The sequence below is a fragment of the Hymenobacter terrigena genome (genome assembly GCF_054776515.1).
Genome location: NZ_BAAHBU010000002.1, coordinates 1,353,433 through 1,380,079, shown reverse-complemented (window position 1 = coordinate 1,380,079; position 26,647 = coordinate 1,353,433). Strand labels below are relative to the sequence as shown.

The 26,647-nt window shown below is 63.0% G+C and carries 23 protein-coding genes; 8 read left to right on the top strand and 15 right to left on the bottom strand.

The features are described 5' to 3' along the window. Positions 1 to 47: 47 nt before the first annotated feature. From ACYU7Q_RS12680 to ACYU7Q_RS12670, 3 genes are all read right to left on the bottom strand, one after another. Complete coding sequence (locus ACYU7Q_RS12680) at positions 48 to 857, bottom strand: TerC family protein (protein ID WP_460609794.1); 810 nt, start codon at positions 855 to 857, stop codon at positions 48 to 50. 133 nt (positions 858 to 990) lie between these two features. Further along, complete coding sequence (locus ACYU7Q_RS12675) at positions 991 to 2,343, bottom strand: CitMHS family transporter (protein WP_460609793.1); 1,353 nt, start codon at positions 2,341 to 2,343, stop codon at positions 991 to 993. Positions 2,344 to 2,553: 210 nt separating this feature from the next. Beyond that, the gene (locus ACYU7Q_RS12670) at positions 2,554 to 5,283 is read right to left on the bottom strand and encodes a TonB-dependent receptor (protein WP_460609792.1); all 2,730 of its coding nucleotides are present in this window, start codon (positions 5,281 to 5,283) and stop codon (positions 2,554 to 2,556) included. Between the two features lie 230 nt (positions 5,284 to 5,513). Between ACYU7Q_RS12670 and ACYU7Q_RS12665 the strand changes: the two genes are divergently transcribed. Both ACYU7Q_RS12665 and ACYU7Q_RS12660 read left to right on the top strand, forming a co-directional pair. Continuing rightward, positions 5,514 to 6,194 carry a response regulator transcription factor gene (locus ACYU7Q_RS12665; RefSeq protein WP_460609791.1) on the top strand — a complete coding sequence of 227 codons (681 nt, stop codon included), beginning with the start codon at positions 5,514 to 5,516 and terminating at the stop codon, positions 6,192 to 6,194. A gap of 122 nt (positions 6,195 to 6,316) precedes the next feature. Continuing rightward, positions 6,317 to 7,588: a sensor histidine kinase gene (locus ACYU7Q_RS12660; RefSeq protein ID WP_460609790.1), complete on the top strand. Its 1,272-nt coding sequence runs from the start codon at positions 6,317 to 6,319 to the stop codon at positions 7,586 to 7,588. Positions 7,589 to 7,704: 116 nt separating this feature from the next. On the opposite strand, the gene ACYU7Q_RS12655 is transcribed toward ACYU7Q_RS12660, so the two are convergent. The 3 genes from ACYU7Q_RS12655 to ACYU7Q_RS12645 form a co-directional block, all read right to left on the bottom strand. After that, positions 7,705 to 8,610, bottom strand: coding sequence for an alpha/beta fold hydrolase (locus tag ACYU7Q_RS12655; RefSeq protein WP_460609789.1), 906 nt, complete (start codon positions 8,608 to 8,610; stop codon positions 7,705 to 7,707). 94 nt (positions 8,611 to 8,704) lie between these two features. Next, entirely contained in the window at positions 8,705 to 10,561 is a 1,857-nt protein-coding gene (locus ACYU7Q_RS12650; protein WP_460609788.1) for a T9SS type B sorting domain-containing protein, read from the bottom strand. A 68-nt stretch (positions 10,562 to 10,629) separates the two neighbouring features. Further along, a complete protein-coding gene (locus tag ACYU7Q_RS12645; RefSeq protein ID WP_460609787.1) occupies positions 10,630 to 12,561 on the bottom strand; it encodes a T9SS type A sorting domain-containing protein in 1,932 nt (643 codons plus the stop codon). 323 nt (positions 12,562 to 12,884) lie between these two features. On the opposite strand from ACYU7Q_RS12645, the gene ACYU7Q_RS12640 reads away from it, so the two are divergent. Both ACYU7Q_RS12640 and ACYU7Q_RS12635 read left to right on the top strand, forming a co-directional pair. Then, complete coding sequence (locus ACYU7Q_RS12640; protein ID WP_460609786.1) at positions 12,885 to 13,628, top strand: DUF3891 family protein; 744 nt, start codon at positions 12,885 to 12,887, stop codon at positions 13,626 to 13,628. Positions 13,629 to 13,717: 89 nt separating this feature from the next. Beyond that, positions 13,718 to 14,689 (top strand): YihY/virulence factor BrkB family protein, encoded by a 972-nt coding sequence (locus ACYU7Q_RS12635; RefSeq protein ID WP_460609785.1) that lies wholly within the window; start codon positions 13,718 to 13,720, stop codon positions 14,687 to 14,689. A gap of 77 nt (positions 14,690 to 14,766) precedes the next feature. Here the strand turns inward: ACYU7Q_RS12635 and rlmN are convergent, their stop codons facing one another. Next, entirely contained in the window at positions 14,767 to 15,846 is a 1,080-nt protein-coding gene (rlmN, locus tag ACYU7Q_RS12630; protein ID WP_460609784.1) for a 23S rRNA (adenine(2503)-C(2))-methyltransferase RlmN, read from the bottom strand. Positions 15,847 to 15,968: 122 nt separating this feature from the next. Then, a complete protein-coding gene (locus ACYU7Q_RS12625; RefSeq protein WP_460609783.1) occupies positions 15,969 to 16,400 on the bottom strand; it encodes a thioesterase family protein in 432 nt (143 codons plus the stop codon). A gap of 31 nt (positions 16,401 to 16,431) precedes the next feature. Here ACYU7Q_RS12625 and mnmC2 point away from each other — a divergent pair, with 31 nt between their 5' ends. From mnmC2 to ACYU7Q_RS12605, 4 genes are read left to right on the top strand one after another with little or no spacing between them, the layout of a single operon-like run. Next, positions 16,432 to 17,175, top strand: coding sequence for a tRNA (5-methylaminomethyl-2-thiouridine)(34)-methyltransferase MnmD (mnmC2, locus tag ACYU7Q_RS12620; RefSeq protein ID WP_460609782.1), 744 nt, complete (start codon positions 16,432 to 16,434; stop codon positions 17,173 to 17,175). 27 nt (positions 17,176 to 17,202) lie between these two features. Continuing rightward, positions 17,203 to 17,454 carry a hypothetical protein gene (locus tag ACYU7Q_RS12615; protein ID WP_460609781.1) on the top strand — a complete coding sequence of 84 codons (252 nt, stop codon included), beginning with the start codon at positions 17,203 to 17,205 and terminating at the stop codon, positions 17,452 to 17,454. Between the two features lie 53 nt (positions 17,455 to 17,507). Beyond that, the gene (locus ACYU7Q_RS12610; protein WP_460609780.1) at positions 17,508 to 18,794 is read left to right on the top strand and encodes a DUF2157 domain-containing protein; all 1,287 of its coding nucleotides are present in this window, start codon (positions 17,508 to 17,510) and stop codon (positions 18,792 to 18,794) included. A 21-nt stretch (positions 18,795 to 18,815) separates the two neighbouring features. Next, on the top strand, positions 18,816 to 19,367 hold the full coding sequence (locus tag ACYU7Q_RS12605) for a GDYXXLXY domain-containing protein (protein WP_460609779.1): 552 nt from the start codon (positions 18,816 to 18,818) through the stop codon (positions 19,365 to 19,367). A gap of 76 nt (positions 19,368 to 19,443) precedes the next feature. Here the strand turns inward: ACYU7Q_RS12605 and ACYU7Q_RS12600 are convergent, their stop codons facing one another. From ACYU7Q_RS12600 to pheS, 7 genes are all read right to left on the bottom strand, one after another. Then, positions 19,444 to 20,283, bottom strand: coding sequence for an energy transducer TonB (locus ACYU7Q_RS12600; RefSeq protein ID WP_460609778.1), 840 nt, complete (start codon positions 20,281 to 20,283; stop codon positions 19,444 to 19,446). Next, on the bottom strand, positions 20,280 to 20,807 hold the full coding sequence (locus ACYU7Q_RS12595; RefSeq protein ID WP_460609777.1) for an ExbD/TolR family protein: 528 nt from the start codon (positions 20,805 to 20,807) through the stop codon (positions 20,280 to 20,282). The genes ACYU7Q_RS12600 and ACYU7Q_RS12595 overlap by 4 nt, the downstream gene beginning before the upstream one ends. Before the next feature lie 135 nt (positions 20,808 to 20,942). Further along, positions 20,943 to 21,530, bottom strand: coding sequence for a 5-formyltetrahydrofolate cyclo-ligase (locus ACYU7Q_RS12590; RefSeq protein ID WP_460609776.1), 588 nt, complete (start codon positions 21,528 to 21,530; stop codon positions 20,943 to 20,945). Positions 21,531 to 21,542: 12 nt separating this feature from the next. Continuing rightward, a complete protein-coding gene (bshC, locus tag ACYU7Q_RS12585; RefSeq protein ID WP_460609775.1) occupies positions 21,543 to 23,144 on the bottom strand; it encodes a bacillithiol biosynthesis cysteine-adding enzyme BshC in 1,602 nt (533 codons plus the stop codon). Between the two features lie 97 nt (positions 23,145 to 23,241). After that, positions 23,242 to 24,054, bottom strand: a complete 813-nt coding sequence (locus tag ACYU7Q_RS12580; RefSeq protein ID WP_460609774.1) for a phytanoyl-CoA dioxygenase family protein — start codon at positions 24,052 to 24,054, stop codon at positions 23,242 to 23,244. 15 nt (positions 24,055 to 24,069) lie between these two features. Continuing rightward, positions 24,070 to 25,383 (bottom strand): MiaB/RimO family radical SAM methylthiotransferase, encoded by a 1,314-nt coding sequence (rimO, locus tag ACYU7Q_RS12575; protein ID WP_460609773.1) that lies wholly within the window; start codon positions 25,381 to 25,383, stop codon positions 24,070 to 24,072. 84 nt (positions 25,384 to 25,467) lie between these two features. After that, positions 25,468 to 26,556 carry a phenylalanine--tRNA ligase subunit alpha gene (gene pheS / locus ACYU7Q_RS12570; protein WP_460609891.1) on the bottom strand — a complete coding sequence of 363 codons (1,089 nt, stop codon included), beginning with the start codon at positions 26,554 to 26,556 and terminating at the stop codon, positions 25,468 to 25,470. Positions 26,557 to 26,647: the final 91 nt, after the last annotated feature.

Here is a 26,647-nt window from a genome sequence, read left to right as displayed (position 1 = left end):
CATCAGCTGATGCGGGGCTTTTTTTTATAAATCCTACGCCTGAACAATTACGCCTGTTGCTGCGGCGCTTCGGCAGATTTGGTTTCGGCGGGGCGGTTGCCGCCCGCGTGCCGGGGCACGTTGAAGAGCAGCGACGTGGCCCACGGCACGGCGAAGGCCGCCACCGTGAGGATGGTAATGGCCACGTCGGCGGCTTCGCTTTCCAGCGCCTCGCTCACAGGGTGGCCGGGCAGGAAGTGGGCCACCAGCGAGAGCACCAATTTCAGGCCCAGTAGGCCGATGACCCCGAAGGCGGCCGTTTCCAGAAACGGGTATTTGCCCATCAGTAGCACGAAGCCTTGCGCCACCAGCCGCATGGCCAGAATGCCGATGAACACGCCCACGCAAATCAGAATCAGGTTATCCGTAAAGGCCACCACGGCAAAGACGTTGTCGATGCTGAAGGCCAAATCCATGAGCTCAATGAGGGCTACGGTGGCCCAGAACTTGCCGAACAAGCCCAGCGTGTTGCGATAGAACCAGCTTTTTTCCTTCTCGATTTTCTCCTCGTCGTGTGCCGGGCCGGCTTTGAAATGGTCGTACACGAGGTACAACAGGTAGAGGCCACCCAGCGGCTTCAAAAACCAGAACTTGATGAGGAACGAGGCAAACAGGATGCACAGCCCCCGGAAAATGTACGCTCCAAAAATGCCGTAGCGCAGCGCCTTGTGGCGCTGCTCGCGGGGCAGGTCGCCCACCATGGTGGCCAGCACGGCGGCATTATCCACCGAGAGCAGGCTTTCGATGATGACCAGGTTGCCCACGATGGCCAGCGAAGCTAGCGGGTTGTGCAGGATTTGCTCGATGTATTGATTCACGGGGTAAAGCTAGGATAGCGGGATAGTAGAGACGCATAATTGGGCCTCGTCGTTGAACGACCCGGGCTGCGCTCAACTTTGCCAGGCAAAACGCCACTCAGCGAAGCCAACGACGAGACGCAAATATGCGTCTCTACAGCTGGATGATGCCCAGCAGCAGCGACACCGTCAGCATCACCAGCACCGTGCCGCCGGCCCATTTGAGGGTGAAGCGCTGGTGCGCGCCAATGTCGACGCCAGCCAGGCCCACCAATAAATACGTGGACGGCACCAGCGGACTCAGCAAATGCACCGGCTGGCCCAGCAGTGAGGCCTTGCCCATACTGGCCGCTGAAATGCCAAACGCCGCCGCCGCTTTGGTGAAGAAGGGCAGGATGCCGAAGTAAAACGCGTCGTTCGACATGAAAAACGTGAGCGGCGCGCTCACCAGCCCCGTCAGCACCGGGAAGTGCGGGCCGAGCGAAGCGGGCACCAATTGCACGAACGTCTGCGCCATGGCATCGACCATGTGCGTGCCGCTGAGAATGCCGGTGAAGATGCCCGCCGCAAACACCATCGCCGCCACCGACAGCGCATTGCCGGCGTGGGCCGCAAACCGCTGCCGCTGCTGCGCCAGATTCGGGTAGTTGAGCACGGCCGCCAGCGCGAAGGCCAGCATGAACAGCACCGGCAGCGGCAGCAGCTCGCGCACCAGCGCCACCATCAGGGCGATGGTGAGCAGGGCATTCACCCACAGCAATTTGGGCCGACGCAGGGCTTTTTCTTCGGCTGAAATTTCGAGGTTGGGGACTTCGGGTAGCGGCTGGGGCAGGCCGGCCGCCAGGCCGAACACGACGGCTTTCTTCTTCGCATCGGCTTCGTTGAGATGCTGCAGGCCCAGCCGCTTGCGCTCGCGCTTGCCGAAGCGCCAGGCCACGAAAAACACCCACACCAGCCCCGCGCCCATGGCCGGAATCAGCGGGTTGAAAAGCTGCGTGCTGTCGAGGTGCAGCACGCTCATGGCGCGGGCCGTGGGGCCGCCCCAGGGCAAAATGTTCATCACGCCGCCCACCAGCATGTTCATGCAGGTCAACATCAGTGGGTTGATGCCGAGCTGGCGGTAGAGCGGCAGCATGGCCGTAACCACGATGATGTAGGTGGTAGCCCCGTCGCCGTCCAGCGACACCAGCAGGGCCAGCAGCGCCGTACCGATGATGATTTTCAGCGGGTCGCCGTGGGCCACGCGCTGGATGCGGCTGATAACCGGGTCAAACAGCCCGGCATCCGTCATCAGCCCGAAGTAGAGGATGGCGAACACCAGCATGATGCCCGTGGGCGCAATGTTCTTGATGCCGTCGAGCATCATCGGCCCCATCTGCGCGCCGAAGCCGGTGAGCACCGCAAACGCCACCGGCACCAGTAGCAGCGCCGTAATGGCCGACAGACGATTCGTCATAATCAGCACCATGAAGGTGAGAATCATGGCAAAGCCAGCGAGTGCGAGCATGGTGGTGGGTTGGTGGAAGGGTGGGGTAATGGATTAAAAAAGAACAGTCATGCTGAGCGTAGTCGAAGCATCTCTACCGCTTCGTTGCGCGGCTCACCATCCACGAGCAACGAATTCGTCCCACCTCATTCGTTGCAGCAAACGAGTTGCTATTGCGGGCAAGATGCTTCGCTACGCTCTGCATGACGTTCTTTTTACCTGGTCAAATCCTTAGAAGCTGAACCGCAGCGAGGTGAAATAATACGCCCCCATGAAGCCGAACTGCGAAGTGAAGCGCGTGTAGGGCGTCTGGCCCGAGGCCGTGAGCGAAGGGAAGGCGATTTCGTCGGGGTATACGTTGAAGACGTTGTTGGCCCCCACCGTCAGGCCCAGGCGCGGCGTGAAGCCGTAGGTGAGCGAAACGTCGGTGATGGTTTTGGCCGAGAAGGTCTGGTCCAGCTCCGCGGTGCTCTGGATGGCGGTTACTTCGCCAAAGCGGGTGGCGCGCACCAAGCCTTCGAGTTTCTTGTAGCGGTAGTTGGCCGAGCCGATGAACTTGGAGCGGGGCTGGGCTTTCTCAATCAGGCCAATCATCACGCGGTCCACGAGCGGGGTGCCGAGGTTGGCGAGCTGGGCCGGGGTGCGGACTTCGCCCACCACCTTGGTTTCGTTGAGGGCCATGGCCAGGTTGAGGCCCATTTCCTGGTCGCGGTCCATCTTTTTGCGGTAGCTGGCCACCACGTCGAGGCCGCGGGTGCGGGTGTCGAGGGCGTTGGAAAAGAACTGTACCTGGGCGTAGCCGGAGCCGGCGAAGGTGGGCTTGAGGGCCGGGCTGGCGGCATCTAGCTGGCCCGAAATCACCACCCGGTCGGTAATATCAATCTGGTAGGCATCGGCCGTGAACACGAGGTCGGGCGTGACCTGGGCCGTGAAGCCAAGGTTGTAGTCGAGCGTGGTTTCGGCCTTGAGCTGGCCCACGCCCAGCTTCTGCACGTAGGGGTTGTCGTTGCGCAGGTGGGCAATGGGGTAGGAGTCGAACACGCCGTTCAGCGTCAGCCACTGGGCGTCGGCGTAGTTGGAATAATAGAGCTGGTGCATCGACGGCGCCCGGAAGCCCCGGTTGAGCGAGCCGCGCACCGAGAACATCTCCGAGAACTTGTAGCGCGTCGAGAGTTTGCCGCTCACGTTCGAGCCAAAATCCGAGTAGCGCTCGAAGCGGCCGGCCGCGCCCACCAGAAATTTATCGGTGATGTCGCTGAGCACGTCCACGTACACGCCTACGTTGTTGCGGGTGCGGTCCACGGCATTCACGGCCGCGATGCCTTCGCGCCCGCTGCTGCCCACGTCGGGGTTGTTGGTGGTTACGGGGCCTTTTTTCCAGGAGGCTTCGTCGCCGGCCAGCAGCTGGTAGTTTTCCACCCTGAACTCGCCGCCGTAGCTCAACGCAAAGGACTTCAGGCCGCCCACCTCGAAGCCTTTCGACACGTTCACATTGGCCAGCACCTGCCCGAATTTGTTGGTGCCGGTGTAGAACGACGTGGGCGAGGCGTTGCCGTACGACGGGTTTACCGTGTGGTTGGCGTAGGTCTTGATGATGTTCTGGCCGCCGCCGAGGCTGAAATCGAGGGCCCAGCCGCTGGCCGTTTTGCGGCGCAGCCCCACCGTGGAGGCCACGTCCTGCACCGTGGCCGGAAATACAGGGTTGTAACCATTCGGGAACAGCGAGAGCACCGCCCGCGACTTGTTGCTGGGGTTGCGAAAGAAGCCGTAGGCCGTCATGTCCTTATAGGAATACCCGCCAAACGAGTATAACCGCCAAGCCTCGCCCAGCGCCACCTCGCTGTTGTAAAAGAACTGGCCCATGGTGTTGCGGGCCGTGCCGTATTTCGTGACGTGGCGGTTGAAGCCATTCTGCGCCACCAGGGCATCGTCGGTGGCTTTGTCGGAGTTGTACACGCGGCCGGTGTAGTCGCCCGAGCGGTCGGTGGGGTCGTTGTGGTGGCCCTGCACGGTCAGGTTCAGGAAGCCGTCACGCTTGCCCACGGGCAGGCCTAGGTTCAGGCCGGTGTCATAGGTGGCGCCGTCGCCCTTGTCGGTGATGCCGTAGCTGCCGGTGACCACGCCGCCGCGCGGATTTTTCTTCAGCACGATGTTTACGATGCCTGCAATGGCGTCGGAGCCGTATTGGGCCGCCGCGCCGTCGCGCAGAATTTCCACCCGCTCGATGGCGGCCGTCGGAATGGCGTTCAAGTCGGTGCCCACCGAGCCGCGGCCCACCACGTTGTTCACGTTCAGGGCAGAGGACTGGTGGCGGCGCTTGCCGTTGATGAGCACCAGCGTCTGGTCGGGCCCCAGACCGCGCAGGGTGGCCGGGTCCACGTAGCTCGTCACGTTGCTGATGGCGTGCTTGGTCGAGTTGAACGAAGGCGCGGTGAAGTGAATCATCTGGCCCAATTCCGTCTGGCCGGTTTTGGTGATTTCCTTGGCCGTGAGCACGTCTACGGGCACGGGTAGGTCCACGTTGGTGCGGGCTTCGGAGGCGCGGTTGCCCACCACAATCACGTCGGCGGTGGTGTGGGTGGCGGTTTTCATGGGCACGTCCAGTGTGCTGGCCCCGGCGGGCACGGGTATTTCGCGCAGCTCGTAGCCCACGTAGGAAATCACCAGCACGTCGCCGTCGTCCACATCGAGCTTGAAGCTGCCGTCGGCATCGGTAGTAGTGCCGCGGTTGGTGCCTTTAATGGCCACCGACGCAAAGGCCAGCGGCTTCTGGTCGTTGCCATCCAGAATGCGGCCGGTGAGCGGCCGGCGGGCCAGCGGCGCGGAATCGTTTGTGGCGTTGGCCACGAAAGAAACCGGCGAAGCGGCGGCAGCTGAGCCGGCCACCGCGCAGGCGGCCAGCAGCAGCGCCGCGCCCGCCGTCCGGGCCGAAAGGGGAGGGGAGGGTAAGTTTCGCTTCATGGGAATTTTGAGGAAGATGGAATGAATTCGCAATTGATGAAGCGAAGTAGCGGGGCGATTTAGAATACATTTGGAAGATTTGGCGGTTTGTGAAAAATAAGTGAGGGAGTGCTTACTTATTTGGCTGGGGCAATAACAGGCAGTAATAAAAAGAACGGCATGCTGAGCGTAGTCGAAGCATGACGTTCTTTGATAATCCATCCCGCTCGCCTTACCATTCCTGACCATCCATGAAACTGCTTTTCGTCGAAGACGAACCGGCCCTGCTGGCCAGCGTGGTGAGCTACCTGCAAGCCCAGCATTACGTGTGCGAAGTGGCCACCACCTACGCCCAGGCGCAGGAGAAAATGCTGCTGCACGACTACGAGTGCATCGTGCTCGACCTCACCCTGCCCGGCGGCGACGGCCTCGACCTGCTCCGCGAGCTGCAGCGGCACCACAAGGCGGCCGGCGTCATCATCACCAGCGCCCGCGCCGGGGTCGACGACCGCATCACCGGCCTGGAGCTGGGGGCCGACGACTACCTGCCCAAGCCCTTCTACCTGCCCGAACTCAGCGCCCGCATCGCGGCGCTGGTGCGCCGCCGCCACTACCAGGGCACGAACTTATTGCAGGCCGGCGAGTTGGCCGTGGACGTACCCGCCCGCCGCGCCGCCGTGGCCGGCAAGCCGCTCACCCTCACCCGCACCGAGTTCGACCTGCTGCTCCTGCTACTGGCCAATCAGGGCCGCGTCATCACCAAAGGGGCCATTGCCGAACACCTTTCGGGCGACGCGGCCGAGCAGTTCGATACGTTTGAGAACGTATACGCCCACGTCAAAAACCTCAAGCGCAAGCTCACGGAAGCCGGCGCGCCGAACTACATCAGGATGGTATATGGGCTGGGGTACCGGTTTGATGTTAATGGGTAAACCATCTGTCATCCTGAGCGCAGCGAAGGACCTTATCAAGATTGAACAGCCATAGTCCGAACGTGATAAGGTCCTTCGCTGCGCTCAGGATGACAGAGAAAACTTCCACTAATCATTAAAGAATGAAGCTCCTGGCCCGCACCACCGTTTACTTCCTCATCTATGCCAGCGTGGTGGCGGCGGCGGGCACGTTCGTGTACTACAACTTCATCCGCAAAATCTATTACCAATACGTGGACCGCACGCTGAGCCGGCGCAAGCTGCGCGTGGACAACGACCTGCGCTTGTACCTGCGCTCGCCGGCCGACCTGGCGTTCTGGCACCGGCTCGACCATAACGTGGAATTTGTACCGCTGGCCGCGCCGGGGCCGCCGGCCGCCTTCAGCGTGCGCATGATGTACAATCAGCTGGTGAAAAAGACGGTGCCTTACCGGCAGCTGGCCGCCCCGGTGATGTTTCAGGGGCGGCCCTACCGGCTGGAATTGCGCACCACCATGCTCGATAGCCAGGAGCTGCTGGCGCGCATCGGGCAGGCGGGGGCGCTGCTGTTTGGGGCGCTGCTGGTGGGGCTGCTGGTGCTGCAGCATGTGTTGGCCCGGCGGCTGTGGGCCCCTTTTTACCACACGCTGGGCGAGTTGCAGCGCTACAAGATTGACCAACCCGAGCCGGTGCACCTGGCCCCCACGCGCATCCCCGAGTTTCAGGCACTGAATACCGCCCTGGGCCGGCTCCTGAATCGCAACCAGCGAATCTACCGGCGGCAGCGGGAGTTCACCGAAAACGCGGCCCACGAGCTGCAAACGCCCCTGGCCATCCTCCGCACCAAGCTCGACATGCTGGTGCAGGCTCCCGGCCTGACCGAGGAGCAGGCCGGCCACATCGAGCCGCTGCTCGACGTGACGCAGCGCCTCACCCATCTCAGCCGCAGCCTGCTGCTGCTGGCGCACCTGGACCAGCAGCTGTTTTTCCCCACCGAAACCGTGGACCTGGCGGCCGTCATCCGCACGCAGCTGGGGCAGCTGCGCGAACAGCTGGCCGGGCCCGGCCTCACCCTCGCCACTGACTTGGTGGATAGCCTACCCGTGGCCGCCAACCGCTCGCTGCTGGATATCCTGATAAGCAACCTGCTCAGCAACGCCATCCGGCACAACGTGCCCGACGGGGAGGTGCGCGTGGCGCTCAGCCCGGAGCGGCTGACGGTGGAAAATACCGGCCGCCCCCGCGCCCTGCCCGCCGACCAGCTCTTCGTGCGCTTCCGCCCCGGCCCGGAGCGCGCGCCCGGCAGCGTGGGGCTGGGCCTAGCCATTGCCCGCCAGATTTGCGAAACCAGCGGGTTTCTATTGAGCTACCATTACGAAGAGCCCGGCCGGCACCAGATGCGGGTCAGGATGTAGCGCGGACCAGTGGTCCGCGTCCCCTCTGTCATCCTGAGCTTGCGAAGGACCTTATCACGTTTGCTATCGTTGGTTTTACTGCCAGCCGTTCAGCCGTGATAAGGTCCTTCGCAAGCTCAGGATGACAGACGGTGCGAATCCAGCAATCCCGCCATTTCTTCCAGAATAGCCGTCCAGTTCTCCAGATACAGCATGTGGCCCTGCCCCGGCAGCAGCTGCACGGGCGCGCCGTGCAGCCGCCCGGCCAGATAGGGGATGTTGCCGGGCGCCCACACACCGTCGGCCTGGCCGTGCCAGAGGCGCACGGGGCAGCGCACATCCTCGATGCGGAAGCCGGGCGGTCGGCACCAGGCCTGCGCGTCATCATACACGCCACGGCCGTGATTGGCGAAGCCCTGCACGGCGGCATCGCGCAACAGGGCGCGGTGGCGGGCGGTGGCGTGGGCCTCGGCGGGGCGCATGAGGCGGATAAACCAGTCGATGGTGCGGTCGGGGTGGCGCTGCCACTGCCGGTTAAGCCAGAGAAAGGTAGTGCGGTTCAGCCAGGGAAAGCCGATTTGGCCCCAGCGCAGGAATTTCCAAACCCAGGACAAGTGCCGGTACACGGCGCGCTCGCCCAGTGGCAGGCAGGTGCTGAGCAGCTGCCCGGCCGCCACCCGCGCCGGGTGCCGCGCCGCCAGCGCCAACGCGTGCACCCCGCCCACCGACCAGCCCATCACGCCTACCGGCCTGCGAATTTCCAGCGCATCGAGCATGGCCACCACGTCATCGGCAAACGACGGAAACGTAAGCGGCCGATACACGCTGGACTGGCCCACGCCGGGCCGGTCGGGCGCGAGAATCTGCAGTTGCAGGCGTGCCAGCAGGGCCGCGTCATCGGGCAGCTCCAGCCCCGAAGACCCGAAGCCGTGGTGAAACACCACCGCCCGGTGCTCGGGGCTGCCGTAGCGGGTGAGGCCCAGCGTGCGGCCGTCGGGTAAGCGAATGGTAAGCGGGGTGGGGCCTACGGCAAGGTCGGGCATGGCCGAAAGTACGGCCGGGGCGGCGGGCGGTTTTACTCCACCACCAGCCGGACGGTGGCCGCGCCGCAACACAGCCAAGGGGGCGCGGGATATTTTAGCGCACCAGCAGGAGGGGGCCGCGCTGTTGGCGCGTGGCCCCGTGGCAGTCGGGGTAGTCGAGCTGGTAGAGGTACTCGCCGGCCGCTGAGCCAGCCCCGTCCCAGCGTAGCGCCGCGGGCTCGGCGGAGCTGAACACGAGGGAGCCCCAGCGCGAGTACACCCGCAGCCGCCCGCCGGGCAGAGGTTGGCGCACGGGCCGGAACTCGTCGTTGAGCCCATCGGCGTTGGGCGTGAACACGTTTTGGTGGGTGAAGTCGGCCACGGCCCCGGCCACGGCCACGGCCTGGGTCAGCACCCGGCCGTCGGCTAGGGTGAGGCGCACGGCGTAGGTGCCGCCCTGCTGGTAGCGGTGGGCGGCCAGCCGGCCGGTGGCCTGGTTGGCCGCGCCGCTGGCGGGCTCGCCAAAGTCCCAGTGCAGGCCCGCTGGGTCGCCGGCGCTGCTGGCCCAGAACTGCACCGAGTCCTCCGGGCAGGCGGCCTCGTAGTTGAGGGCCGCCGGGGCATAGAGCATGTTGGTGATGACGTTGGGCAGGGCCACGCCGGGCACCTGGCCTGGTTGGTAGAAATAGCCTTCGGCCTCGAAACCGCAGCCGGCCCCGGCCACGTTGGGGTGCCGCACGATGGCGGCCGCCATCGTGGACCACTGCCCGGTGGCCGGATTTTGGATGTGGTAGCGCTGATAAAACTGCCCGGCCCAGAGGGTGCCGTCGGGGGCCAGCTGCAGGCCCCAGCAGTTCAGGGCATCCAGCGGGTGGTTGCTGGGCGTGGGCACGTTCGACACCCAGAAGCGGGAGGCGGCAATGGCGGCCGGGGTGGGCTGGCTCAGGTCGTACTGCCACAGTTCGTTGAAGCGTCGGAACGTGGCCGAGGCATTCGCATTGGGCTCCACGGCGTAGAGCAGCCGCGAATCGGGCGAGAACGAGCAAGTGCCCGCCAGGGAGTACCCGGTGGGCCGGCCGTCGGGGTAGGCCGTCAGCCCCGTCACGGGCAGCCGGCGCACCACCATTTCGTTGCGGACCTCGCCCGTGGCGTTGTCGAAATCGTAGGTGCAGAGCAGCGCCTCGCCGGTGTTGCCGGTGCGCCGCAAGGCCCCACAGGCCAGGCGGATGCCGCTGGGGGCCGCTTTTAGCTCCCCATCGGCGGGGTATTGTGCCTGCCCGGCCAGCGAGAGCACGGCCGCGGGGGCCACCCCGGCGGCCGAGAGCCGGAAGGCCTGAAAGCCCCGCGTGTCCAGGTCGCGGGTCAGCACCCAGAAGTCGCGGTTGTTGCGGTGCCGCACGATGGTCAGGCGCGGATTGCGCGTGAGCGTGGGCAGTTGGCCGCGCCCGGCCACGGCCCCGTGGCCGCCGTTCAGGCGCATGTCCACCCGTACCCAGCCCAGGGCAAAGGCCAGCCGGCCGTCGGCCTGGGCCTTCTCCCAAAAGAACACGTACTCGTCGTGGTCGTTGCCCGGGGCCGGGGCGATGACCACGGGCTGCAAGTCCGCATCAGACCACCAAAAGTCGTTATTCGTATTAATCGCCCCATTCAAACCAAAAGGCAATGGCAGCATGATGGTGGGCGTGTTATCCACCACGGTGAAGCCCGGGGAGGATAAGCGCAAATTTCCTTGTGCATCCGAAATCGTGGCGTTGCCTCCCTCAAAGGAAGGGGTCTGAATACCTCGCCAGGGAGTGGCCGGCAGCGGGCCAGTGGGACCGAATGCGATTTTTATGGCGGTATGGCCGATGGTCGGGGTCGTATTGAAGGACAAGTCATTGCCGAAGCACCAGGTCGTAAACTCGCCCTGCGCCCGGCCGGGCAACGGGGCAAACAGGCTGAGCAGGGCGCAAAACAGCAGGAACGATTTCATGACAGGTGTATACAAAGGTGCCCGGAGCCGGCCCATACCAGCCCCGGGCACGCAAAGCACGGCTAATTTTATTCTTTCACCAGGGGCTGGGTCGTCAGTTTCTTCCCATCAAACAGCTGCACCTGGTACAGGCCCGTCGGCAGCCCCTTCACGTCGAAACCCGTGATGCCGGTGGCCGCTTCGCTCTGGCGTTGCAGCACCACCCGGCCCTGGGCATCCATCACCTTCACCCACGGGTAGCGGGTATCCGGACGGAACTCAATCTTCACCTCGCCCGTGGCGGGGTTCGGGTACAAGGCCGCGGGGCTGGTGCCGCCCGCTTGCGTCTGGCGTTCGGTATTACAGCCCAAACAGCCTATCGCGCAGTTAACCATGTTCGTTACTTTCACCGGCAGCGCACACAACTGGCTACCGGAAGTGTTGCCGGGGCACTGGCTTACCACGCTCACGTACAGGTCGAAGCTGGTGGGGTAGCTACCCGCCGAGTTGGGGGCCATCGTAATCGTAAACTCGGAGCTGCCCACCATCGCGGCCGTCTGCGTTACGTTGGTTACCTGGGCCCCGGCCGGCTGGATATTTCCGGCATAAGCGCCAAATACGTTGATGGGGTAGTAGCTCAACCCCGGCTTCGTGTCGATATAAATGGTGTTGGGCGAGCCAATACACCAGCGGTCCGGGCCAGCATAGGTCGTAGGGCAGTCAGGCGAAATATTGCCAATCTGAAAGGACTTTGCGAGCGCGGGGCTGTACCCATCACAGTCAGTTGTTTTGGCTTCCACCATCACACTCACCGTACCAGCGGTGGGCGTACCAATTTCCAGTTTAAATCCGGTTGTTTGAACTGTTGTACCTGGAGTAGTAATCTGAGCTCCAAATCTGTCAACTAAATAGGTTCCCGCCGGATTATTCGAACCCACAAGTTGCCAGCGGTATTCACTGGCACCCGTCACTGGGGCCGCAGCCAAAAATTTTGTCGTAGCCGAGGGGCACACCCCGCCATCCAGCTGCAAGCTGGCGGAAGCGGCGGGGCTGGGATTTAGGTTCACCACCAAATTGCGGGCTTCACTGGTGATGCCGCCGCAATGGGCGTTGTCCTGCGCCGCCACACTCAAGGTAATGCTGTTGGTGCCGGCCGGCACGCCGCTCACGTCCAGCATGGCAGTGGTGCCGTTCACGGCCCCAATCGAGGCCCCGTTCAGGCCCGCCGTGTACCAGGCATAGTTGGTGGCGCCAAACACGGAGCTGACCGAGATGGGGTAGAGGGTGCTGCGGCACAACGGCGTCTGGCCGTTGATGGCAATGGCCGCGGGCCGCCGGGCGTAGTACCGGATTTGAATCACGTCGGAGTCGTCACCTAGCGTATAGCCGCAGGAATAGCCCGTGCATTCCAGCTGCACGTTGGTAATCAGCTCGCCGGCCTGTGCCGTGTTTTCGGGGGCCGGAATGCACCCCAGGTTGGGGTAGGGAACCGTCGAGAAGTTGGCATTGCCTCCCGCCTGCGTGGCCTGGCCGCTGGTGGGCGTGGCGGCCGTAAACCGCCCGGCCGGGTACGGCACCCGGTCGTAGAGGTAGAGCCGGACCTTGGAGAAGTCCCCGGAAGTGACATCCTGCCATTTTTCCTGGTAGTACGTCCCGTTCTCGGTGAAATACTTGATGGTCCAGATGAAGTTGGGTCGGAAACGGCAATCCCACGAGTTACTGTTGCCGCTGCAGTTGCTCTCAAATTCGAACTGGTAGGGCTGGCTCTGGACGCCGTGACCAATGGGATTCACCACGTTGGGGCACACGTCCAGCGGGTCAAAGCGCGTGTTCATCTGCGCGCCGCCCACCTGCCCGTGAAACTGAATTTTGTTAGAAATAAGGACTTTGGCATTTGTCGGAAGCGCCGCTGGGCGGGAGGCACCCGGCCCGGTTTGGGCCACCGCTCCAGGGGTGGCCAGTACCAGGCACGCCCAAGCGGCAGCCAGCTGGCTAATGGTTTTCAGGTAGTTTTTTTTCATGCTGTGTAAATTGGGAAAGTGAATGGTTGATGGTACAAGATTAAGGGGCGCGATAGCCGCAAAAAAAGGAAGGCATGGCCTTGCCGGTGACGTCGGTTTTGCGGAAATTGCAAGCTCTGGAGCTGGTCGGTCCGGTCACTTTATAAATCGTTATCCTGCCCCTGTCAACGCTTTGTATATCATGCCAGCCTGCGCGAGAAGCGTATAAAAATGTGCGGTTTGCGACATCCGGCCCGTTCCAGAGGCTTCCGGCCGCCGCACCGCGCAACCCGGCGCGGGCAGTTACGGCAAGGGCACTTGGCCGCCCCACTCTTTCCTCCCAAATGATAGTCAATTCCACGCCCGCCGGCTGGCAAATCATCTACCAGCAGGCCCATGCCCTGCTGGCCGCGCAGCTTGCCTGGCACTGGCCGCCCACGCTGCCGCCCGCCCGCTGGGTAGACCTGCTGGCCGCCATCGCCCAGCACGACGACGAGCAGGCCGCCTGGCACGGCCGCGGCGGCCACCACGGCCTCACCACCGCCGGCGCCCCGGCCAACTTCACCCAGCAAGTGTTTTCCATGGAGCAGGCCGCCGGCGTGCTGGCCGCCGCCCGCTTCCAGGGGCGCTGGCGCAGCCTCCTCACCAGCCTACACCTGAGCTGCCTGTATGAGGGCCTGCGGGGCCAGAAAAAGGAAATCGACGGTTTTTTGGATGAGCTGAAAGTCCGCCAGCAGCAGTGGCAAAAGGAGTTGAAAGTCTCCAAAAAAGAAGCCGCCCAAGCCTACGCCCTGTTGCACTGGTGCGACCGTCTCTCGCTCATTCTCTGCCGCCACGAAATTCCGGAAATGGGCCGCGCTGTCGAAATCCATCGAGGGCCCGACGGCACCACCCACACCTTGGCCCAGCCCGTAGCCGGTGGCCCGGTTGTCATCAAACCCTGGCCCTTTCAGGAAAAGGAAATCGAGGTGAGTGTGGAGGCGAGCGTGCTCACCCAGCTTCAATATAAGGACGATGCCGAGCTGGCCGCCGCCCTGCGCGCCGCCCCCATCGAGACGCTGCGCTGGACCCTGGCGCACGCCTTATAGCGCGCCGCGCCAACACCGGCCCGCTCCGCCCGTACTAGCAAGCGCGTCCCGGCTTTTCGGACGCGTCCTTTTCCGCTTTCCAGCTCTGCATGGCTACGCATTACAAGTTCTCCGATGTTTTCGCCGTCCTCAAATCTTCGGCGAGCGAATTCAGCAACAATAATTCCTTCCGGCACGCGGCGGCGCTGTCGTACTACACCATTTTCTCCCTGCCGCCGTTGCTGCTCATCGTCATCACGGTGGCCAGCGCCGCGTATGGCGGCGATGCCATCACGGGGCAGATATACGGGCAGTTGAAGGGCCTGGTGGGCGCGGATTCGGCCAAATTTCTGCAGGACAGCATTGCCAAGTTCACCCTGCAGCAGCGCGGGCCGGTGGCCACCACCATCGGCGTAGCCACGCTCATCTTCGCGGCCACTACTTTCTTCGTCACGCTCCAGGAAAGCATCAACGACATCTGGAACCTGAAGGTGAAAACTGCGGGCATCGGCATCGGGGCATTTCTCAAGCAGCGCTTTCTTTCGTTTGGGCTGATTTTGAGCGTGGCCCTGCTGCTGCTCATCTCCTTTGTGATAAGCGCCGTTCTCAGCGCCTTCACCGGCTGGCTGTCGCACCAGATTCCCGAAGCCGGGGTCATCGCCATCAAAGTTGTCGATTTTGCGCTGTCGCTGGGCGTCACCACGCTGCTGTTTGCGCTCATCTACCGGTTCCTGCCCGATGCCATCATCCGCTGGCGCGACGTGGGCATCGGGGCCTTCATCACGGCGCTGCTCTTCGTGATTGGCAAGTTTCTCATTGCTTTTTACATCGCCAAGTCCGACCCCGGGTCGGCCTTCGGGGCGGCGGGCTCCGCCATTGTGTTGTTGCTGTGGGTCAACTATTCGTCGCTCATCATCTTCTTCGGGGCCGAGTTCACCCAGGAGTTCGCCGACGCCTTCGGCCAGAAAGTGCAGCCCAAAGCCCACGCTGTGCGCGTGCGCCTCGAAGAAATTGCCCCTGGCGAGTCGGACGAGGAAAGAGCCACCGGCCGCCCGCGCAGCACCGGCAAGTGGAAATCATAGAATCGACCAGTATTCAACCAAAAACGCGCCCCTTCGTCGTTGCGAAGGGGCGCGTTGCGTTACCGGGACCGGGCAGGTTAGGCCGAGGCTTTTTCCTCTTTCACCGCCAGCTGCCCGCAAGCCGCGTCGATGTCTTTGCCGCGCGAGCGGCGGATGTTGGTTTGCACGCCGCGGTCGGCCAGGTACTTGTGGAAGGCAGTGATTTTGTCGGCCTCCGCGTTCTGGTAGGCGGCGTTTTCGATGGGGTTGTACTCAATCAGGTTCACCTTGCAGGGCAGCCACTTCGCAATCTTGAAAAGGTGCTCGGCATCGTCCAGCCCGTCGTTGAAGCCGTCGAATACGATGTACTCATACGTGACTTTGCGGCCGGTTTTCTGGTGGTAATACTGGAGGGCTTCCTTCAGCGCGGCTAGGGAGTTGGCCTCGTTGATGGGCATGATTTCGTTGCGCTTGGCATCGGTGGGGGCGTGCAGCGAGAGGGCCAGGTTGGCCTTCACGTCGTCATCGGCCAGCTTTTTAATCATCTTGGCAATGCCGGCTGTGCTGATGGTGATGCGGCGCGGGGCCATGTTCAGCCCATCGGGCGCGGTGATGCGGCGCACGCTTTCCACCACGTTGGCGTAGTTGAGCAGCGGCTCGCCCATGCCCATGTACACGATGTTGGTGAGCGGCGTGCCGTACTGGCTTTCGCATTGCTCCTTGATGCGCACCACCTGGTCATATATCTCGGCCGCGTCAAGGTTACGCTTGCGGTCCATGTAGCCCGTGGCGCAAAACTTACACGTGAGCGAGCAGCCCACCTGGCTCGAAATGCAGGCCGTCATGCGCGTGTCGTGCGGGATGAGCACGCCTTCCACCACGTTGCCGTCGTAGAGCTTGAAAGCCGATTTGATGGTGCCGTCGTTGCTGAGCTGTTTGTTCTGCACCGTCACGCCGTTGATGACGAAATGGGCGGCGAGTAGCTCGCGGGTGGCTACCGAGATGTTGTTCATCTCCTCAAACGTGGCGGCGGTGTTCTTCCACAGCCACTCCGTTACCTGCTTGGCGCGGAAGGGCTTCTCGCCGTGCTCCACCATAAAGGCCTTGAGCTCATCGGGCGAGGTTTTGCGGATATCACGCTTTTTGACAACGGGGGCGAGGGGCAATTCTAGCAGCATAGAGCAAAGATACAAGCTGACAGGGCGTTGGGTTCCCCAGTTAGTTGTCATTCCGAGCGCAGCGAAGAATCTAGGTAATCAGAGCTGATTCAGATTCTTCGCTGCGCTCGGAATGACAACTGCTAGATTACTTGAAGCCGCGCCGCCAGCTCCTCGGGCAGCGGGCGCAGCTTGCGGGTGTTGTAGTCGAAGCAGAGCATGCCGGTTTTGGCGCGGGCTATTTCCTTACCGGCCTGATTGTGGACGTGGTACACCACGTCGAAGCCGTATTTGTTGAGGTCGTTGCCGGCCATTTGCACGCGCAGCACGTCGCCGTGGAATGCCTCGCCCTTGTACTCCACGGCCACATCCACCATGATGAGGCCGAGCTTGGTGACGGCATCGTAGTCATTGGGCACGCCCACGGAGCGCAGGAACTGCACCCGCGCCTCGTGCAGCAAGCCCAGCAGGGCATCGTTGCCTAGGTGCCCGCCGTAGTTGAGGTCGGTGATGCGCACCGGGATTTCGGTGGCGAAGGGGAAGGCGTCGGGCAGGGCTACTTTTACGCGGGGCATCTGTTCAAGGAGTGAATGAGTAACTGAGCGAATGAGTGAATTGGAAAACGAGCAACGAGGCATCAGTAATCCGTCTTTTTCTGACGAGCCAAAGGTAGAAGTGCGCCGCACGGCCGATGGCTCGGCCACGCTCTTTGTGCCGGCCCTCAACGAGCATTACCACTCGCAGCACGGAGCGCGGCAGGAGTCGGCGCACGTATTCATCCGGCACGGACTGGCCCCGCTGCTGCTCACCGCTGCCGAAACCGGCCAGCCGCTGCGCATCCTCGAAATCGGCCTCGGCACCGGCCTCAATGCCCTGCTGACCCTGGAAGCCGCCCAGGCCGCCGGGGCCGCCACCGAGTACGACGGCCTCGAAACTTTCCCGCTGCCGCCCGCCGTGGTAGCGGCCCTGCAGCCCGAGTGGGACGAGCGCGGCACCCCCATCAAGGAGCTATTTGCCGAGCTGCACGCTGCGCCCTGGAACGCGCCAGTGGAGCTGCTGCCGGGCTTTCGGCTGCGCAAGCTGCACCAGCCGCTTCAGGAAGCGGCGCTGCCCGCTGCCCATTACCACCTCATCTACTTCGATGCCTTCGCCCCCGAAAAGCAGCCCGAGCTGTGGAGCGAAGCCGTTTTTGCCCAGCTCTACGCCGCTGCCGCGCCCGGCGCGGTGCTGGTGAGCTACTGCGCGCAGGGCCAGTTCCGGCGCAACCTGCGTGCCGCCGGCTGGCTAACGGAAAAGCTGCCCGGCCCGCCCGGCAAGCGCGAGATGACGCGAGCGCGCAAGCCGGCGTAACATTGCGAATTCCTTTCCACGGACTTCATGCCTGCCAACCCCACTCTCGAAATCTACTGCCCCCGCTGCCACTGGAAACCCGACGGCAACGTCCATTGGATGTGCAGCTGCGGCTGCCAATGGAACACTTTCGATACCGCTGCCGTGTGCCCGCAGTGCGCGCGGCGCTGGCGCAACACCTCCTGCCCCAGTGCCCCGATGGGCGGCTGCGGCCGCATGTCGCCGCACATCGACTGGTACCACGGCCTCGACGAAGTCATCCATGACCTGCTGAAGTAGGGCCTACCGGCGTGAACCGCATTATCTGGCCTGTGCCGTATGTTGCAAGAACAATGAGTCGTAAATTTCTCGATACCGAAAGCCCCGGCTGGGTTACCGATGGCCTCATCAGCGAGGCGCAGCGGCAGCAGCTGCTGGCCCGCTACCCCCAGGAAGCGCCGGCTCTGGGCCTGCTCCCCATTCTGGGCAGCGTGCTGGTGGGCCTGAGCGGCCTGAGCGTGGTGGCGGCCAACTGGCAGGGCCTGCCCACTGCCCTGCGGCTGGCGCTGCTGCTGGGCAGCCTGGTGGGCAGCTACGCTGCCGGTTCCTATTTCCTGCGGCGCGGCAACCCCGATTTGGGCCACGGCCTCATCGGGCTGGGGCTGATTTTGTTCGGAGCCAGCATTATCCTCACCAGCCAGCTCTACCAATTGGTGGGCTACGATGCCAGCGGCCTGCTGGCCTGGGTGATAGCCGGCACGGCCCTTAGCTACGTGTACGGCTCGCGGCTGCTGGTGCTGCTCACGGTGCTCATCGGGGCGGCGGTGCAGACGTACTGCGTCGAGTCGCTGGGGATTTTCAGCTACGTCACGGCGTGGCTGGTGGTGGGCGGAATGGGCTACTACTGGTGGCGGCGGCCCGATGCCGTGAGCGCCACCGTGCTGGCCGTTGGGCTGCTGTGGCAGGCGGGGCTGTTCATCATCGTGCAGCACTCCAAAATCACCTGGTTCTTTGTGCCGGCCATGCTCATCTACGCAGCGGGTGACTGGCAGCCGAACCGCACCGGCGGGCGGGCTTTGCAGGTGCCGTCGCTGGTGGCGGCGTACCTGTTCATGTTCGGCCTGGCCATTTTTGGCGAAGCCGATGCCTATGCCAACATCCTGCGGCCCCCGCTGCTGCCCTACCTGGGGTCGCTGGTGGCGGTGCTGGCCATCTCGGTGGCCGGCAAGCGGGCGCGGGGCCGCCTCGCCACGCTGCCCGAGTGGCTGCTGCTGCTGCCGGGGTTTTACCTCTCGGGCGGGTTGTCATTGGCCGTGGCCACGCTGGTGGTGCTGTATGCCCACGCTGGCTCGGTACTGGCCCGCGCCAACCGCGACCACGACCCCGAGCAGCTTACCATCGGCGCGGTGCTGTTTGTGGCTGCCACGGCGGTGGCTTACTTCAAGCTCACCTGGGGCTTCATGGATAAGTCGCTGTTTTTCCTGATTGGCGGCATTTTGCTGCTGGCCCTGAGCTGGTACCTGCGCCGCCGCAATGCCCAGGTATTGGCCGCCGCTGCTCCGCTGGTAGTCCAGCAAGCCGGTGCGCCGACCATTCCCGGTAGCGAGTCCGAAGCTCCTGAGCCAACTCATAATTCATAACCCGAAACTCTTACTTCCCGCATGACGGACCTGCTCTCCTGGTTTTCGGCTCCGGTGCGCCGCCGCCCGCTGCTGCGGGCGCTGGTAGCCGCGCAGGTGCTCTACGTGCTGGGAGTGGCCGGCGCGGGCTACGCCACCACGGCGCTGGGCCAGCGGGTAATCCTGGCCACCACGCCCATCGACCCCAAGGATTTGCTCTACGGCGACTTCGTGCGCCTGCACTACGCCATCAGCGATAATCCGCTGAGTGCTTGGCACGGCGACGGCCCACCCACCCGTCGCCAAGCCGTGTTCGTGCTGCTGGCCTCCGGCCCCGACAGCCTAAGTACCACCGTGGGGGTATACCCACAGGCGCCCAAACCCGCCGCCGGCCAGGCGGTGCTGCGCGGCTGGGTCACAGATGTGTACCGGGGCTCGTTCGCCCTGCGCTTCAATCTGGAGCGCTACTACGTGCCCGAAGGCAGCGGCCTGCGCCTCGAAAAAGCCGGCCGCCTGCACCCGCTGCGGGTGCGCGTGAGCATTGCGCCGTGGGGCCAGGCCCGCATCACGGGCGTGGACGCGGCAATGAAGTAGTCAGAAAAGAATAAAGCAAAAAGGACCGTCATGCTCAACACGACGGTCCTTTTTGCTTTACAAAAGTGCTACGCCGCTATTGGATGCGGTAGGTAACGGGCACGGTAAACGCCACGCTCACCTCGCGGCCATTCTGCTTGCCGGGGATGAATTTGGGCAGCGTTTTGATGGCCCGCATAGTTTCCTCATCGAGGCCGTAGCCCAGGCCTTTCACAACTTTCACGTCCGTCACATCGCCTTTCGGGTCCACGGTGAAGCTGACAAACACTTTTCCTTCAACGCCATTCTGTAGGGCTTTGGCCGGGTAGCGTACCGCCTTTTGAATAGCGGCCACGATGGCTGCCGTGCCGCCACCACCAGGCAGCTGGGGCATCTGTTCCACGTAGGTGTAGGGCTTGCTAGTGCCCGCATCGGGCAGCAGGCCGGGGTCGTCGCCGGGCTTGGCTTCGATGAGCGGCTGTTCAATTTTGGCGTTGGGGTCGCCGTCCTGAGACTTGGTGCTGGATATTTTGTCAATTAGCTCATCCTGATTTGGCACCTCGCTCACTTTCGGCGCATCCTTTTCCTTCACCACCACCGGCACCACGTTTTTCATGGTAGGCAGTTGCGGGGGCGTCGTCGGCGGCTTGGCAGCGGCGGGCGGCGGGGTAATTATTGGCTGGTCCACATTCACGTTCACGTCAATCGGCCGCAGTACAACCGGCTTGGGCGGAACTATCGCCACATCCTCCTTCAGCAGCTGCGCCAGCAGCGGAAACACCAGCAGCAGCGCCAGCATGGCCGTGGCGATAATCAAAGCCCGCGTCATGTGGCGCTGGTAGAGGGCGCGGAGCTCGTAGGCCCCGTAGTGGCGGTTGCGACCATCGAACACGATGTCGTCGAGGCTGGCCGTGGCCAGCTGGGCATTGGTCATCATAAGGTTGTGGATTTAAGAAGGGTTAAGTCGTCTTGGGTAATCTTGACCAAGGCATATTTGCGTTGATGCGTGATGTTCATTTCATCGAGCACGTCAATCATGTCCTGGTATTTCGAGTCGGCCGAGGGCTTGATGAGGACCACGAGGTCCGGCTGTTGGCGCATCCGGGCGAGGAGCGCCGGGCGCAGGCCATCGGGCTCGAACGAGGTGGTCTTCAAATCGGGCACGGGCGCGGTTTTGTCCTGCGGTGCGTTCAGCCCGAAGAAGTAGTGCACCTGGTGGTTTTTGCCCAGAATGATGGTCATGGCCTTCGACAGCGCCACCGGCGTCGGGTCGATGCTCTTCACCGGCATTTGCAAGTCCATGGCGAAGGGCTTGGCGAAGGTGGTGGTGAGCATGAAGAAGGTGAGGAGCAGAAACGCCAGGTCCACCATCGGGGTCATGTCGATGCGGGTCGACATCTTCTTCGCTCGTCGTTTGCCCGGCTTCGCGGAGCCGGCGGATTGCTGCTGAATTTCGGCCATGGGTTCTGTCCTGAAAAGGTGAAAGATACCCGACCAACGCAACGCGTTATTGGCTTATTGTGAGAATATTATGAATAATAATTTATTCCCAACCCCCATACTAAATAGCTTAACAGTACGTTTTCGCTAGATGCCTCAGAACCGCCACACCCCGCCCGGCGTGATGTAGGCCGTAAGCGGCACATCGGTTGGCAGCACGTCGGCGATGGCGGCCACGGGCGCAGCATCCAGCACATTCAACCCAATGAACTGCGTGCCCGGCCGGCATTGGGCCAGAAACCGGTCGTAGAAGCCGCCGCCGTAGCCCACGCGGTGGCCGGCGCGGTCCACCGCCAGCAGCGGCACGAGCACCGCATCAAAAGCGGCGGCCGGCACTTCGGTTTCGGCAGCAGCAGTGGGCTCAGGAATGCCCCAGCGGTTGGTTTGCAGCGGCGTGGTGGGTGTCAACTCGTAGTGACGCAGCGAAATGCCGTCGGCCTGCACCACGGGCCCGGCCAGGCTCACCGCCAGCCCCTCGGCCCAGATGCGATGGATAATTGGCCAGGTATCGGCCTCGTTACGCTTAGCCAGCGGCAGAAACAGGTGCAGCCAGCGCCACTCTGCTACCGGGAAATACTGGAAAAGCTGCTCGCACAATTGCTGGCTGCGGAGCGCGGTTTCGTCCGGCGGCAGGGCTTGGCGGCGGGCGAGGGCGGCGCGGCGGAGAGTGGCTTTATCCTGCATCGCACGGGCGTCTTACTCCTCCTCCAGCACCGTGAATTCCAGCGCCAGCGGCTCAAACGCCTCAATCAGCTGCTCAATGAAGCCGGGGTTGTTTATCAAAATGCTGAGCACGTTCTCGCTGCGCTCCTGCAAGCCGCCGCCGGGGAATAGCTTTTCCTTGAGCGCAGCCAGTTGCGTGTAGGCGGTTTCGTGCTTCATTTCGGCGGCTTTGCTCAGGCGCTTTTCGAGGCCGGCGAGGCCGACGGCAGCTTTCTGGGCTTCGGCGGCCACGGTCTTCACCAGCGTGGGGTCGAGGCGCTGGGCTAGGTCCTGCACCTGCTGGAAGGAAGCGGCCAGGGCCTGCTGCTGCTCTTTCAGGCTGATTTCTTCCTGACCGAGGGCCGCGCCTACGTGCTTCTTCAGCTCCGGCAGGGGCCGGAAAATCTCGTGCGTGGTCAGGCCCAGCTTTTTCAGCTTACTCGCATTGGCCCGGCTGATGTACTCGGCCGAGTTGCGCGGCAGCACGATGGGGAAGGGCACACCAAAAGCCGCAAACACGTCCTTCAGCTGGAACCAGTACGCCACCTCGGCCCCGCCGCCGATGTACACCAGGTTCGGCAGCAGAATTTCCTGGTACACCGGGCGCAGCACCACGTTGGGGCTGAACTGCTCGGGGTGCGCCTTCGCCAGCGCCAGCAGCTCGGCCTGGCTGTGGCAGCGGGCCGTGTTGCGGATGGTCACCTCCACGCAATCGGCGCCATTGGCATCGGGCTCCAGGCGCTCGCGCTTGCCCTGGTCGGTGATGAAAAACAGGTTGATAGGCCGCGAATACACCTGCGGCTTGTAGCCGGCGGCGGTCAGGCGGGCATTCGTGGCCTGCACGGCGGCGTTGGAAACCTGCGCCTTGATTTCTTTTTCCAGCAGCGGCACCAGGGCCTGCTTCAGGGCCGGGCGGTCGGCGTCAAGCGTTACCAGGCCAAACTCGCCAAACAGGGCATCAGCCAGTTTGCGGGTGGCTTCGGCCAGGGTTTTCGATTCGGAATAGGCCTTGTGGAAAGCGGCCGGCACTTCGGGCGGCAGTTGGCTCAGCAGCTGTTCGCTCAGGCCGTCGAGGGGCAGGCGGCCCACCGGGCCGCCGGTGCCGGCCGCGTCCCAGGCGTAGGTTTTGCCGAAGAGCGAGAAGTGGTTGATTTCGGCAAAGTCGTGGTCTTCCGTGGCCATCCAGTACACCGGCACGAAATCGTACTGCGGGTATTTCGCCTTCAATTCCCTGCTCAGCTTGATGGCCGATACGATTTTGTAGATGAAATACAGCGGCCCCGTGAGCAGGTTGAGCTGGTGCCCGGTCGTCACGGTGAAGGTGGTGGGTTCGGCCAGCAGCAGCAGGCTGGCTTCGATGGCGGGCTCCGGGTCGGGGGCGAAGCCATATTGGTCGCGCAGGGCGGCTACTAGCCGCTTACGGGCCTTGGGCGAGTAGCTGGCTTTTTTCTCTTCGATTTGGGCGGCGAAGTTTTCCAGCGTCGGAAAGCGGTTATAAAACGGGGCCAGGGCCGGGTTCTGGGCAATATAATCAGTCAGCAGGCCCGAAAAAGCGCCGGTTTCGGCGTAGGGCAGCGTGGTACAACGAGTAGGCATGGGGGAAATACGAGCAAGGCCGGGTTCGGTATGAACCTTAGCCAATGGCAAAAGTCCGCACAAAACCCGGCCCCGGCCGAAAAGTTAAATCCGACGCTTATTCAGCCGCCCAAAATCGCATTTCCAGCGAAAGACGCGTGGCGTCCTCGTTCAGATTCACAGCCCCGCCGTGCAGCAGATAAGGCGAGAAAATCATGACTTCATCCGGGCCCGGGTTGGGACGCAACAGGTGCAGCGGCTGCGCCGAGGCCACCACGCCGGGCACGCTGTACTGCGCGCCGTTGTACACGGCCCCGGCGTGGGTGCGCGTCAGCTGGTCCTCGGGCCACCAGTGCGAGCCGGGCAGCAGCGCCAGCGACGAATCGGCGGTGCTGCCCGCCAGCGGGAAGTAAATGTTGATGCCGTTGCGCAGCCGGTCAATCCACACGTCGCGGTGCACGGGGTTGTTATCGGAACGCCGGGGCCGCACAATGCGCAAATGGAATTGCGCCCGGCCCAGGGCCGGGTTGTGGGCGCTGATGGGCCGGCCGCACAGCGCCGCCACCCGTGCTTCGAGCGTGGCCACCGGCAGGGGCAGGGACGCCAGTGGGCAGGTGGTGGTTTGCTGCACCACGGCCAGGTGGCGGGCCTCGTCGTCGCCAATCAGCCGGTGGTAATCCGTTACGGACCAGTCGGCCGGAATATCAAACCCCGCATTGCGCACGGCCGTGCGTATTAGCTCAATCAGGCCTTCGCGTAGGGTGGTGTTTTCGGCCGGCGTGAGCCAGGGCGCCACCGTGTAGCCGGCCGCCGCCCAGGGCTGGCCGGCCGTGAGGTCGGTGTCAGCCGCCAGCAGGATTTCGGCCGCGCCGGGGCCGGCGGGGCCTTCCACGCGGTATTCGATATCCTGCTGGTTGAGGCGGGCTTTCATGCTGAGATATCGGCTCTATACCAAGTGGCCGTACAGGTCGAAATCTGAGGCCGAGTCAATCTTCACGTTCGCAAAGTCGCCGAGGCGCACAAACGTGTCCTTCTCCACCGCTACCAGCACTTCGTTGTCCACCTCGGGCGAGTCAAACTCCGTCCGGCCCACGAAATGGCCGCTTTCCTTGCGGTCGAACAGCACCTTGTAGGTCTGGCCCACGCGGGCCTCGTTCAGCTCCATCGAAATGCCCTGCTGCAGTTCCATGATGGCGTCGGCGCGCTCCTGCTTCAGCTCGGCCGGCACATCGTCGACGAGGGTGTGCGAGTGCGTGTTTTCTTCGTGCGAATAAGTGAAGATGCCCAGGCGCTCGAAGCGGGTCTGCTCCACGAAATCATACATTTCCTGGAAGTCCTTTTCTGTCTCGCCGGGGTGGCCGGCAATAAGCGTGGTGCGCAGCGCAATGCCCGGCACGCGCTGCCGAATGGTGTCCACCAGCTCGATGGTGCGGCGCTTGGTGATGCCCCGGCGCATGGTTTTCAGCATGTTGTCGGAGCCGTGCTGCAAAGGCATGTCGAGGTACTTGCAGATGTTTTCGCGCTCGGCCATCACGTCCAGCGCGTCCAGCGGGAACTGCGAAGGGTAGGCGTATTGCAGGCGAATCCAGTCGATGCCGTTCACGTCGGACAGGTTGCGCAGCAGGTCGGCCAACTTGCGCTCGCCGTAGTGTTGCAGGCCGTAGTAAGTCAGGTCCTGAGCAATGAGAATCAGTTCTTTGGTTCCCATTCCGGCCAAGCGCTTGGCTTCCTTCACCAGGTCCTCGATGGGCCGGTCCACGTGCTTGCCGCGCATCAGCGGGATGGCGCAGAAGGAGCAGGGGCGGTTGCAGCCCTCTGCGATTTTGAAGTAGGCGTAGTGCTTGGGCGTGGTAATCAGGCGCTCGCCGATGAGCTCGTGCTTGTAGTCGGCGTTCAGCACCTTCAGCATCTGGGGCAGCTCCAGCGTGCCGAAATAAGCGTCTACCTGCGGGATTTCCACTTCCAGCTCGTCCTTATAGCGCTGCGAGAGGCAGCCCGTCACGTACAGCTTTTCGAGGCGACCGGCTTCCTTTTCATCCGCGTAGCGCAGAATGGTGTCGATGCTTTCCTGCTTGGCGTTATCGATGAAGCCGCAGGTGTTGATGATGACGATGTTGGCGTCGGATTTCTCGGCCTCGTGCGTCACATCGAACTGGTTGGCTTGCAGCTGGCCCATCAGGACTTCCGAGTCCACGATGTTTTTCGAGCAGCCGAGGGTGATGACGTTTACTTTATTCTGGGTCTGATTTCTAACCTTCATGAATCACAAAATTATCGGAGCCTACCTGCTGAAGTAGGCTGCATAGAATGCCCGCAGGCATAGATTGGTTCGGTTGTGCTTGATTTATAGGGCTTCGAACTGCCGCAGGAAGCGCATGTCATTCTCGGTGAACAGGCGTAAGTCCTTAATCTGGTACTTGAGCATGGCGATGCGTTCGATGCCCATGCCCCAGGCGTAGCCGGAGTATTTCTCGGGGTCGATGCCGGCATTTTCGAGCACGGCGGGGTCCACCATGCCGCAGCCACCGATTTCGACCCAGCCCGAGTACTTGCAGATGTTGCAGCCCGCCCCTTTGCAAATCAGGCAGGTGATGTCAATCTCGGCGCTGGGCTCGGTGAAGGGGAAGAAGCTGGGGCGGAAGCGGATGTTGATATCGGCCCCGAACAGCTCCTGCACGAAGTAATAAACGGTCTGCTTGAGGTCGGCGAAGCTCACGCCTTCGTCAATGAAAATGCCCTCCACCTGGTGGAACATCATGTGGGCGCGCGCCGAAATGGCCTCGTTGCGGAACACCCGGCCCGGCATCACGCGGCGGATGGGCAGGGGCTCGGTTTCCATCACGCGCACCTGCACGGTGCTGGTGTGGGTGCGCAGCAGGTGCGGCAGGTTGGGTGCGCCGGTGGCGGCATCGCCGGTGGACCCGGCGTCGGCAGCGCCGGCTGCGTGCGATACCGGGGCCACGAAGAACGTGTCCTGCATGTCGCGCGCCGGGTGGTTTTCGGGGAAGTTGAGGGCCGTGAAGTTATGCCAGTCGTCCTCAATCTCAGGGCCTTCGGCCACGGCAAAACCAATGCGGCCGAAGATGCGCAACATTTCCTCGCGCACCAGGCTCAGGGGGTGGCGGGTGCCCAGGGCGTTGGGCACCGGGGGCAGGGTGTAGTCGAAATCGGGGTTGGCGGGGGCGTTGTCGGCAGCGGCTTCGGCGGCTTGCTGGGCCTCGTCGAAACGGGCCTGGGCCTGCTGCTTCAGGGCGTTGAGCTGCTGGCCTACAGCGCGTTTGTCTTCGGCGGGCACGGTCTTGAGCTGGTCGAACAAGTCGGCCAGCCGGCCCTTACGGCCGAGGTAGCTGATTCGAAACGCATCAAGTTCGGCGGGATTATTCAGTTCGGCCGTCGTAATTTCGGCCGTCAGCGCGGCAATGGATTCCTGCATCATAGCCCGCAAAGTTACGGCAAGGCTCCGGCCCTGGCCGAACGTTTCGCAAACACATTCAGTTACGCCGTTTATAAACCACCCACGAAAA

Excerpts from the sequence above, each read along its gene's own strand:
- ACYU7Q_RS12600 (WP_460609778.1), bottom strand. The coding sequence starts at position 20,283 with ATGATGACCAATGCCCAGCTGGCCACGGCCAGCCTCGACGACATCGTG.
- rlmN (WP_460609784.1), bottom strand. The coding sequence starts at position 15,846 with ATGCTGCTAGAATTGCCCCTCGCCCCCGTTGTCAAAAAGCGTGATATC.
- bshC (WP_460609775.1), bottom strand. The coding sequence starts at position 23,144 with ATGCCTACTCGTTGTACCACGCTGCCCTACGCCGAAACCGGCGCTTTT.
- ACYU7Q_RS12645 (WP_460609787.1), bottom strand. The coding sequence starts at position 12,561 with ATGAAAAAAAACTACCTGAAAACCATTAGCCAGCTGGCTGCCGCTTGG.
- ACYU7Q_RS12590 (WP_460609776.1), bottom strand. The coding sequence starts at position 21,530 with ATGCAGGATAAAGCCACTCTCCGCCGCGCCGCCCTCGCCCGCCGCCAA.
- ACYU7Q_RS12580 (WP_460609774.1), bottom strand. The coding sequence starts at position 24,054 with ATGAAAGCCCGCCTCAACCAGCAGGATATCGAATACCGCGTGGAAGGC.
- ACYU7Q_RS12675 (WP_460609793.1), bottom strand. The coding sequence starts at position 2,343 with ATGCTCGCACTCGCTGGCTTTGCCATGATTCTCACCTTCATGGTGCTG.
- ACYU7Q_RS12615 (WP_460609781.1), top strand. The coding sequence starts at position 17,203 with ATGCCTGCCAACCCCACTCTCGAAATCTACTGCCCCCGCTGCCACTGG.
- ACYU7Q_RS12625 (WP_460609783.1), bottom strand. The coding sequence starts at position 16,400 with ATGCCCCGCGTAAAAGTAGCCCTGCCCGACGCCTTCCCCTTCGCCACC.
- ACYU7Q_RS12640 (WP_460609786.1), top strand. The coding sequence starts at position 12,885 with ATGATAGTCAATTCCACGCCCGCCGGCTGGCAAATCATCTACCAGCAG.
- ACYU7Q_RS12665 (WP_460609791.1), top strand. The coding sequence starts at position 5,514 with ATGAAACTGCTTTTCGTCGAAGACGAACCGGCCCTGCTGGCCAGCGTG.
- ACYU7Q_RS12635 (WP_460609785.1), top strand. The coding sequence starts at position 13,718 with ATGGCTACGCATTACAAGTTCTCCGATGTTTTCGCCGTCCTCAAATCT.
- ACYU7Q_RS12595 (WP_460609777.1), bottom strand. The coding sequence starts at position 20,807 with ATGGCCGAAATTCAGCAGCAATCCGCCGGCTCCGCGAAGCCGGGCAAA.
- rimO (WP_460609773.1), bottom strand. The coding sequence starts at position 25,383 with ATGAAGGTTAGAAATCAGACCCAGAATAAAGTAAACGTCATCACCCTC.
- ACYU7Q_RS12660 (WP_460609790.1), top strand. The coding sequence starts at position 6,317 with ATGAAGCTCCTGGCCCGCACCACCGTTTACTTCCTCATCTATGCCAGC.
- mnmC2 (WP_460609782.1), top strand. The coding sequence starts at position 16,432 with ATGAGTGAATTGGAAAACGAGCAACGAGGCATCAGTAATCCGTCTTTT.
- ACYU7Q_RS12610 (WP_460609780.1), top strand. The coding sequence starts at position 17,508 with ATGAGTCGTAAATTTCTCGATACCGAAAGCCCCGGCTGGGTTACCGAT.
- ACYU7Q_RS12650 (WP_460609788.1), bottom strand. The coding sequence starts at position 10,561 with ATGAAATCGTTCCTGCTGTTTTGCGCCCTGCTCAGCCTGTTTGCCCCG.
- ACYU7Q_RS12655 (WP_460609789.1), bottom strand. The coding sequence starts at position 8,610 with ATGCCCGACCTTGCCGTAGGCCCCACCCCGCTTACCATTCGCTTACCC.
- ACYU7Q_RS12605 (WP_460609779.1), top strand. The coding sequence starts at position 18,816 with ATGACGGACCTGCTCTCCTGGTTTTCGGCTCCGGTGCGCCGCCGCCCG.
- pheS (WP_460609891.1), bottom strand. The coding sequence starts at position 26,556 with ATGCAGGAATCCATTGCCGCGCTGACGGCCGAAATTACGACGGCCGAA.
- ACYU7Q_RS12670 (WP_460609792.1), bottom strand. The coding sequence starts at position 5,283 with ATGAAGCGAAACTTACCCTCCCCTCCCCTTTCGGCCCGGACGGCGGGC.